This window comes from Acinetobacter sp. NRRL B-65365, assembly GCF_001605865.1.
Taxonomy (GTDB): domain Bacteria; phylum Pseudomonadota; class Gammaproteobacteria; order Pseudomonadales; family Moraxellaceae; genus Acinetobacter; species Acinetobacter vivianii.
This window is the reverse complement of sequence record NZ_LRPD01000046.1, coordinates 52,027-60,702: the sequence shown is the minus strand read 5'-3', so window position 1 is coordinate 60,702 and position 8,676 is coordinate 52,027. Positions and strand designations below refer to the sequence as shown.

Below are 8,676 nucleotides of genomic sequence, written 5' to 3'. Positions count from 1 at the left end.
GGCTTCGGTGGTCAAGGTGGCTTCGGCGGTCAAGGCGGCTTCGGTGGTCAAGGCGGCTTCGGTGGCGGTCATCAAGGTGGCTTCGATGGCGAAACTAAATTTGAAGATGGTCAAGAAGACGAAAATAATCGTTAATTGATCGATGATCTTTAAGAAAATGCCAGTCTTTTAATCGACTGGCATTTTTTTGTGTTTTAAAAAGCTAGAATAAATATTATGGAAATGATTGTTGCTGCGGCATGTTGTAGTGTTCTCGTCTCGATTGTATTGAAGTATCTGAAAGCAAAGGGATTTGATGTTTTTCAAATGATTGCATGGAATTATTTGAGTGCAAGCATTTTATGTTTTTACTGGTTCAAGACCGATATTACCCATATTTCTTTCAATCACACCCCTTGGTGGTTGATTTTAATCCTTGCCATTTTATTGCCGAGTATTTTTCTGTGTCTGGCAAAATCTTTACAGTTCGCCGGGATTCTTAAAACTGAAATTGCACAGCGCCTAGCAGTGATTTTGTCCTTGCTGGCGGCTTATTTTATTTTTGGGGAACAGTTCAGCCAGATCAAATTGCTCGGTGTGGGGTTAGGAATCATCGCAATTTTAGCGATTATTATTGGACAGGCAACCGAGAAAGCCAGCAAAGGATTAAACTTAAAGTCCTCCTTATTTCTATTTAGTGTTTGGGCGGGTTATGCTGCAATTGATGTTCTGCTTAAATATAGCAGTAGTTTGGGATTACAATCCGCTGTTACGCTCAATCTCGCTTTTATAGGTGCTTTTATACTTTCAATTGCTTATATCGCGATTACACAACCCAATTGGCAACCTAAAAATATTTTTACGGGTTTAGTACTCGGCGTACTGAATTTCGCCAATATCGCTTTATATGTAAAAGCACATATGATGTTCAAGGAAACGCCTGCAATTGTTTTTGCGGGTATGAATATTCTGGTGGTGGTACTCGGTGTGTTGAGCGGTGTGATTTTCTTTAAAGAGCGCTTGCAGGCTTATACGTGGATTGGTCTGGTCAGTGGTATTGTTGCGGTACTTTGTCTGGCAAAAGCCATGATGTAAAAAGGGAGTAATTAATACTCCCTTTTTTGAATGCTTATAAACGTGTGAAAATCACGTCATCAGGGAGACGTGATTTAGGCAGTTTGGCATTAAAATCATTTTCACTGCGATATCCTAAGGCCACGATGACCGAGGCTTTTAGACCTTTTTCAGTTAATCCGAATTCCTGATTGATGGTGTCACGGTCAAAGCCTTCCATTGGTGTTGCGTCAATTCCTTCCAGACCAGCAGCAAAGAGGAGTTGTCCTAATGCCAGATAGGTCTGATTTTCCATCCATGCTGAAAGATTTTTGAGTTCATTACGATAAAACTCGACATAGCCTTCGCGTGTGGCGCGTTGTCCTTGTTTTGCAGTCTCATCTTTAAAACGGCCACTGAGATCATCTTGTTGTAATAACTGTTCTAAATACTCAGCCGAGATATCGGTACGCGTACAAAAGATTAAAGTATGCGAAGAATGAAGCACTTTAGCTGCGTTATATACATAGTTGCCCGTCAAGCCTGATGCAATACGTTGTTTGGCTTCATCTGTCTCAGCAATCAGAAAATGCCACGGCTGGATATTCACAGAAGAAGGACTGAAACGTAAAATTTCTAGAAGCTTTTCAAATTGTTCTTTTGGAATTTTTTTCTCTGCATCATAAGCTTTGGTTGCATAACGTGTTTTTGCTGTAGCTAAGGTATCCATCCGTCATTCACTCAATTAAAAATTTAATTTATTTTACTTGATCTAACTGCCGCTGAAAGTAGCTAAATGTGATTTCTATATAGATTTAAGTCGTATGTGCTTGAGCTAAGTAAAACGGCTAAAGCGCTGATGTAGTGCAAGGAATTAATCGACAGAAGGTTGAGTGAAGAACAAGCTAAATAATTTAAGCTTTGGAAAAAGGATGGGGATACTGAAGGGATATTAAGGGAATTCAGCTAATTTATTTAGTAAGTCCACTGTTTAAAATCTAATTGATAATTTTCTTGCTCATTCAGCTCTAATATCCATGCAGAATCTTCGCGCCAGTCGCCTAATACAATACGCTGCTTATTTTGCAGCTGATGGATTTCAGGGCGATGAGTATGACCATGAATTAAATAATCAACGTGTTCAATCACGGATTCTACTGCTTGAGCATTCACATCCATGATGTCATAGCTTTTCAGTTGTTTGGTTGCACTACTTTTTTTACGAAAACCATTGGCAAGTTTTTGTCTAAAACTGAGCGGTGTTCGTTTTATTAGCCCCAATAGCACAGGATTACGAATCACTTTGCGGAAACGTTGGTAAGCCACATCGTCTGTACATAAGGCATCGCCATGTTCCAGTCGAAATTTCTTTTGACCAATTTCAATCGCAAAAACATCGGGTAGTAGAGTACCGTTGAATTGATCTAAAAACTTTTGACCTAAGGCAAAATCACGATTTCCCACTTGGAAGTAAATCTGATTACCTGCGGCAGAAAAGGATTGTAGGGCAGTGATAATTTCATCTAGCCATGGTGCAGTATAATCATCACCAATCCAGGCATTAAACCAGTCACCTAAAATATAGAGCTGAGTATTTCTATTCTTGTATTCATCTAATAAAGCCAAAAACCCTCGAACGAGTCGAGGGTGATCAGGTGACAAGTGTAAATCTGAAATAAACAGATAAGTCACAAAGAATCCTGCTGGATAAAATTATTCAGAAATAATTTTAGCAGATTCAATCACAACATTCTCTAAAGGAACGTCTGCGTGGTAACCACGGTTACCTGTACGAACGCCTTTAATTGCATTTACAACGTCAAGACCTTCAACAACTTTACCAAATACTGCATAACCCCAGCCTTGAGCTGTTTTACCAGTATGGTTTAAGAAAGAGTTGTTTTTAACGTTAATGAAGAATTGAGCAGAAGCAGAGTGCGGAGCTTGAGTACGCGCCATTGCAATTGTGCCTTCATCGTTGCTTAAGCCGTTGTCAGCTTCGTTTTCGATTGAATCACGAGTTGCTTTCTCTTTGAAGTTTTCGTCCATGCCACCGCCCTGGATCATAAAACCATCAATCACACGGTGGAAAATTACGCCGTCATAGAAACCGTCACGTACATATTCTAAGAAATTTGCAACCGTTTTTGGTGCTTTTTCAGCGTTAAGCTCAAGAACAATACGACCTTTGTTGGTATTTAATTCGACTTGAGGAAAACTCATTACATTAATCTCCTAAACATGGGCAAATTGACCATGGGTTTTTGGTTGAGAGAAGCATAAGCAAACTGTAAACTACAAGGCAAGTAAAAAACGTTAAAATCTTTCAGAAAAAGTAAAGATTGCGTTTTTATTTCCTATTTTTTAACTGTAAGAAGTGATTTACACCCTATGAAGCCAAATGATGTTGTTTCAGAACTGCCAAAGACCCCGACGCCGAATACTCAAGCCTCTGTCGATGCTGCGCAGCAAGAACAACAGGCAGGCTTAGATTTTGTTCGCCAAGTCATTACTGATGATTTAAAAGAAGGTCGTACCCAAAAAGTTGTCACACGTTTCCCGCCTGAGCCAAATGGTTACTTGCATATTGGTCATGTTAAAGCGATTTGTTTGAACTTTGGTATTGCCGAAGAATTCGATGGTTTATGTAATTTACGTTTTGACGATACCAACCCGGATGCTGAAGAACAAGAATATGTTGATGGTATTGCCAACGACGTAAAATGGTTAGGCTTTAACTGGAATGGTGAGCCGCGTTATGCATCGGGTTATTTTGATCAACTTTATGCATGGGCAGTTCAGTTGATTGAACAAGGTGATGCGTATGTTGATTTGCAAACCCCAGAAGAAATTAAGCTGAACCGCGGTAATTTCGTTGAACCTGGTAAAAACTCTCCATACCGTGATGCAACGGTTGCCGAGAACCTAGCACGCTTTGAACAAATGCGTAATGGTGAAATTCAGGAAGGCGGTGCTGTTCTACGTGCCAAAATTGATATGGCTAGCCCAAATGTCCATATGCGTGATCCGATTCTTTATCGTGTATTGCATTCAGAGCATCACCAAACTGGTGATAAATGGAAAATGTACCCAATGTATGACTATGCTCATCCATTGTCAGATGCGATTGAGGGCATTACCCATTCACTCTGTACCTTAGAATTTCAGGATCACCGTCCTTTCTATGACTGGATTGTAGAGAAAGTTCACTCGCAAGCAGTACCACGTCAGTATGAGTCTTCACGTTTAAATGTTGACTATACGATTACCTCTAAACGTAAATTGCGTAAATTGGTTGAAGGCAACTATGTACAGGGGTGGGATGATCCACGTATGCCAACCGTAGTCGGTATGCGTCGACGTGGTTTTACACCTGAAGGTTTACGCGATTTCTGTAAGCGTGTTGGCGTTTCAAAGACTGATGGTATTGTCGATGTGGCTATGCTTGAATTCTGTATACGTCAGTCATTGGAAAATGCAGCAGCACGTGGCATGGCAGTATTAAATCCACTTAAAGTCACGCTCACCAACTTACCAGAAGAATTAGATTTAACTCATGCACGTCATCCAAACGTTGATATGGGCGAGCGTATTATTCCTTTAACACGTGAGCTTTATATTGATCGTAAAGATTTCGAAGAAGTGCCACCTAAAGGCTTTAAACGTCTGATTCCTGATGGTGAAGTGCGTTTACGCCATGCTTATGTCATCAAATGCGATGAAGTGATTAAAGATGCTAATGGTGAAGTGATTGAGCTTAAATGTTCAATTGATCCTGAAACTTTAGGTAAGAATCCTGAAGGGCGTAAAGTGAAAGGGGTGGTGCATTGGGTATCGGCGAGCAAGGGTCTACCTGCGGAAGTTCGTATCTATGACCGTTTATTTAATGAAGCTGCGCCTGATGCAGATGATGATTTCCTTGCACATCTGAATCCAGAATCATTAAAAATCGTTCAAGCGGTGATTGAACCTGCTTTGGCTCAAGCAAAACCTGAAGATCGTTTCCAGTTTGAACGTGAAGGTTATTTTGTTGCGGATCAGTATGATCATCAAGCGGAAAAACCTGTGTTTAACCGTATCCTTGATCTGAAAGATAGCTTTAAAGCAGATAAGAAGTAATACGAAAAGGGCCTAATATTTATTAGGCCCTTTTTCTTTAAATAAAAATACAATTAGAAAATCATAGACGATGATTCTCTTATGATGGAATTTTCATAATTTCCAATTAAAGCGGATTGATTTGATAGAAATAGATTAAGAGAACCATCAGTACAAGAGCAGACAGAACTAAATACGTATTCAGCGTATGAAAACTTTTGATAAATTTTAAAATAACCATTTTTCTCAATCACAAAAATATTATTAATCACTTTGCAATGTGCTGCACATTCTTTGAACAGTAGAATGAATTAGATTTTCTTTCAATATTTCAGTGATTGGATGACAGTATTTGTCCTAAAGCGTATTCCTTTGCTACCTAAAGTGTATTTTTTATGTGTTCTCATTCATATTGTCTTATTTTTAGGCGTAGCAAGAAGTGCTTTAAATAATTAAAGCACTGGAAATGAGGATTTCTTTTAAGCCTTTGAAAATTATTCTTGCTCTAAATGCGCAAGGAAATGCTGGATGACTTTTGCAGTCTGACTCTCCAGTTGCGTTGCATAAGCTAAATTATCTGCTCTTAACTGCGGAATCGACAGCCCTGCATGACGTATTTCACAGGTATGACCAATTAACCATTTCTCAAAGCTTTGTTCAGTGATTTCAAGATGGAACTGTAAGGCAAGAATATTGTTTCCTATAGAAAAGGCCTGATTTGGGTAAATGGCTGAACTGGCAAGTAAGGTGGCATTGCTTGGCAAATCAAAAGTATCGCCGTGCCAGTGTAAAACCTCTACATTTTCGAGGGCTGCTAATGGATTATTTTCAACCGCTTTAATCTCTAACTGACTCCAGCCAATTTCCTTTTGGTGTCCTGCATAGACTTTTGCACCTAATGCATGTGCAATCAATTGTGCACCTAAACAAATGCCGATGGTTGGTTTATTGGCTTTAAGGCGTTGTTTAAGTCCAGCAATTTCATCTACGAGAAATGGATAGTCCTCTGTTTCATATACGCCAATAGGCCCACCTAATATCACTGTGAGTCCTTCATAATTCAGGGCGGGACTCAGATCATCGACACCAGCTTCAAAATAACGTACGCGAAAACCGAGCTGATAAAAAACATCTTCTAAAGAACCCAGATCTTCAAAAGCAAGGTGTTGAATAACATTGACTGTTTTCATAAAGGTGGACTTTGTCATTATCGCGTACCCATGATTGATATAGGAAAATACCGCATCTTAAAGCATTTATACAGTCAATGTCTTAATCCTGACCTAAGTTGAATAAAGAAGAGCGCGTTGTTGTTTAAAAATCATTTTAAAATAGTAGCTTACGGTTTTGAGACTCTTCTAATACAGGGATAACATGCTCATCTTTGAGATCAACACCAGAACGACCCAATTGTTTCGAGTTATGCATTAACGCCAATAAGCGTTGGGTTGCGATAGGAATACTTAAACCTGCAGGACGAATATTTGAAATACAGTTACGTTGTGAGTCCAGACAATCACTATGGGCTTCCCATGTGTAATAAAGTCCCATACTGTCAGGAGAGCTCAGTCCAGGACGTTCTCCGATCAGCATAATGAGCATGCGTGCTTTAAAAATCTCAGCAATTTTATCTCCCAAGGCAACCCGACTCCCTGTAGCGATTGCAATAGGTGCTACAGACCATTGTTGCTCTGCAAAGGGCTGAATAAGTGCCTGAATAAAAGGGAGAGCATTTTCTTCAATGGCGCGGGCCGATAGACCATCGCCAATCACGATACAGACATCATAGTGCTGTTGATCTGTTTTAATTTTCTGAAGTTGTTCAATAGAGTGACTACAGAGTAGACGACCTAAATCAGGCCGCTTTAAATAAAGCTCTTTATGCTCAGCCTGACTTTTTACATGGATTGGATTTAAGCTCAGTTGTTGTAGCTGCTCAGCCAGCAATTCGACATTTAAGGACTGGAAAACTGCATCTTTTGCTTGAGCATGGCTCAATTGAAAATCGAGCAATGCACGAGTCGGAATACTGCATCCCGCACGTCCAATCGCAATGCGGGCATCAGTAAACTGTTTTAGCGTTTCCCACTGATCTTGATGAGCCTGAGCAGGATATTGAATATCTTTAGAAAGTTTCATGTGCCTTCCTTAGTGCATAAACAGTTTGGAAAATTGAGCAGGCACTTGCTCTGCCCAATGAATATGATGCTGCTGTTGTCGTAGGATCCCTTGTTGTTCTAACCAGTGTGAAAATTCAGGTGCAGGTTTTAGTCCAAGTAGTTGACGCAGATAAAGCGCATCATGAAAAGAGGTGGTTTGATAATTCAACATGACATCGTCTGAACCTGGAATTCCCATAATAAAATTAATGCCTGCTGTTCCAAATAAGGTTAACAGCACATCCATATCATTTTGATCAGCATCGGCATGGTTGGTATAGCAAATATCACAACCCATCGGAACGCCAAGTAATTTTCCACAAAAATGATCTTCTAAGCCTGCACGAATAATCTGTTTGCCATCGTAAAGATATTCGGGACCAATAAAGCCGACGACAGTATTCACCAGCAAAGGATTATATTTACGTGCAACGGCGTAAGCACGTGTCTCGATAGTCTGCTGATCAACACCATGATGTGCATTGCTAGACAGGGCACTGCCTTGGCCTGTTTCAAAGTACATCACGTTATTTCCAATGCTGCCTCGATTTAAAGCCAACGTGGCTTCATAGCCTTCTTGCAACATGGCTAGAGAAATACCAAAGCCTTCATTGGCTTTTTGTGTACCAGCAATGGATTGAAACATCAGGTCAATCGGGACATTTCTTTCTGCCAGTTGAATACCTGAACTGATATGAGTCAGGACGCAAGACTGGGTAGGAATTTGATATTCCTGAATAACATGATCGATGAGTTTGAGCAGTTCAGATAAGTTATGCAGGTTGTCTGTTGCTGGATTAATACCGATGACAGCATCACCGTTGCCATACATTAATCCATCCAGAATACTGGCAGAAATACCGAGTACATCATCTGTTGGATGATTGGGTTGCAGGCGGGTGGATAAATGACCTTTTAAACCAATGGTATTGCGAAACTGGGTAATCACCTCACATTTACTGGCAACATAAATCAAATCCTGATTGCGCATGATTTTACTGACAGCAGCGACCATTTCAGGTGTTAAACCAGTAGCAAGCTGTTGCAGTTTTTCTGTCGTTGCATCTTCACTTAAGAGCCAGTTCCTGAAATCACCTACAGTAAAATGTGCAACAGGTGCAAAGAGATCTGACCGGTGTTCATCCATAATCAGTCGGGTAATCTCATCCGTTTCATAGTCCACGACCGTTTCATTTAAAAAATTCTTGAGTGGTACTTCCGCAAGTGTCATTTGTGCAGCGACGCGTTCAGTGGCATCTTGTGCTGCAACACCCGCCAACTGATCACCAGAACGTAAAGGGGTGGCTTTAGCCATTAAGGTTTTCAAGTCGGCAAAATTGTATTGTTGTTGAGCCACGATTTGACGATAGCGCATTAGATTCTCCTT

General features: G+C 40.3%; 8 protein-coding genes and 1 pseudogene. 3 read left to right on the top strand and 6 right to left on the bottom strand.

The genetic code is table 11. The annotated features are described in order from the left end of the window. Both AWW72_RS15755 and AWW72_RS15750 read left to right on the top strand, forming a co-directional pair. Nucleotides 1–135 (top strand): annotated as a pseudogene (locus AWW72_RS15755) (RNA chaperone Hfq); the annotation flags it as partial. A gap of 81 nt (nt 136–216) precedes the next feature. Further along, entirely contained in the window at nt 217–1,074 is an 858-nt protein-coding gene (locus AWW72_RS15750; RefSeq protein WP_062847950.1) for an EamA family transporter, read from the top strand. Between the two features lie 34 nt (nt 1,075–1,108). Here AWW72_RS15750 and nfsB read toward each other — a convergent pair whose 3' ends face one another. The 3 genes from nfsB to AWW72_RS15735 all read right to left on the bottom strand — a co-directional run bounded on the left by nfsB (nt 1,109) and on the right by AWW72_RS15735 (nt 3,255). After that, nucleotides 1,109–1,762 (bottom strand): oxygen-insensitive NAD(P)H nitroreductase, encoded by a 654-nt coding sequence (gene nfsB, locus AWW72_RS15745; RefSeq protein WP_062847949.1) that lies wholly within the window; start codon nt 1,760–1,762, stop codon nt 1,109–1,111. 245 nt (nt 1,763–2,007) lie between these two features. Then, a complete protein-coding gene (locus tag AWW72_RS15740) occupies nt 2,008–2,724 on the bottom strand; it encodes a UDP-2,3-diacylglucosamine diphosphatase (RefSeq protein ID WP_062847948.1) in 717 nt (238 codons plus the stop codon). A gap of 21 nt (nt 2,725–2,745) precedes the next feature. After that, the gene (locus AWW72_RS15735; protein WP_004771615.1) at nt 2,746–3,255 is read right to left on the bottom strand and encodes a peptidylprolyl isomerase; all 510 of its coding nucleotides are present in this window, start codon (nt 3,253–3,255) and stop codon (nt 2,746–2,748) included. A gap of 168 nt (nt 3,256–3,423) precedes the next feature. Here AWW72_RS15735 and AWW72_RS15730 point away from each other — a divergent pair, with 168 nt between their 5' ends. Then, nucleotides 3,424–5,151 carry a glutamine--tRNA ligase/YqeY domain fusion protein gene (locus AWW72_RS15730; protein ID WP_062847947.1) on the top strand — a complete coding sequence of 576 codons (1,728 nt, stop codon included), beginning with the start codon at nt 3,424–3,426 and terminating at the stop codon, nt 5,149–5,151. A gap of 473 nt (nt 5,152–5,624) precedes the next feature. Here AWW72_RS15730 and AWW72_RS15725 read toward each other — a convergent pair whose 3' ends face one another. From AWW72_RS15725 to AWW72_RS15715, 3 genes are all read right to left on the bottom strand, one after another. After that, complete coding sequence (locus tag AWW72_RS15725; RefSeq protein ID WP_062847946.1) at nt 5,625–6,338, bottom strand: glutamine amidotransferase; 714 nt, start codon at nt 6,336–6,338, stop codon at nt 5,625–5,627. 118 nt (nt 6,339–6,456) lie between these two features. After that, complete coding sequence (eutC, locus tag AWW72_RS15720; RefSeq protein ID WP_062847945.1) at nt 6,457–7,269, bottom strand: ethanolamine ammonia-lyase subunit EutC; 813 nt, start codon at nt 7,267–7,269, stop codon at nt 6,457–6,459. A 9-nt stretch (nt 7,270–7,278) separates the two neighbouring features. Then, complete coding sequence (locus tag AWW72_RS15715; RefSeq protein ID WP_062847944.1) at nt 7,279–8,664, bottom strand: ethanolamine ammonia-lyase subunit EutB; 1,386 nt, start codon at nt 8,662–8,664, stop codon at nt 7,279–7,281. Between the last annotated feature and the right edge of the window lie 12 nt (nt 8,665–8,676).

Excerpts from the sequence above, each read along its gene's own strand:
- AWW72_RS15735 (WP_004771615.1), bottom strand. The coding sequence starts at position 3,255 with ATGAGTTTTCCTCAAGTCGAATTAAATACCAACAAAGGTCGTATTGTT.
- AWW72_RS15715 (WP_062847944.1), bottom strand. The coding sequence starts at position 8,664 with ATGCGCTATCGTCAAATCGTGGCTCAACAACAATACAATTTTGCCGAC.
- nfsB (WP_062847949.1), bottom strand. The coding sequence starts at position 1,762 with ATGGATACCTTAGCTACAGCAAAAACACGTTATGCAACCAAAGCTTAT.
- AWW72_RS15730 (WP_062847947.1), top strand. The coding sequence starts at position 3,424 with ATGAAGCCAAATGATGTTGTTTCAGAACTGCCAAAGACCCCGACGCCG.
- AWW72_RS15725 (WP_062847946.1), bottom strand. The coding sequence starts at position 6,338 with ATGACAAAGTCCACCTTTATGAAAACAGTCAATGTTATTCAACACCTT.
- AWW72_RS15750 (WP_062847950.1), top strand. The coding sequence starts at position 217 with ATGGAAATGATTGTTGCTGCGGCATGTTGTAGTGTTCTCGTCTCGATT.
- eutC (WP_062847945.1), bottom strand. The coding sequence starts at position 7,269 with ATGAAACTTTCTAAAGATATTCAATATCCTGCTCAGGCTCATCAAGAT.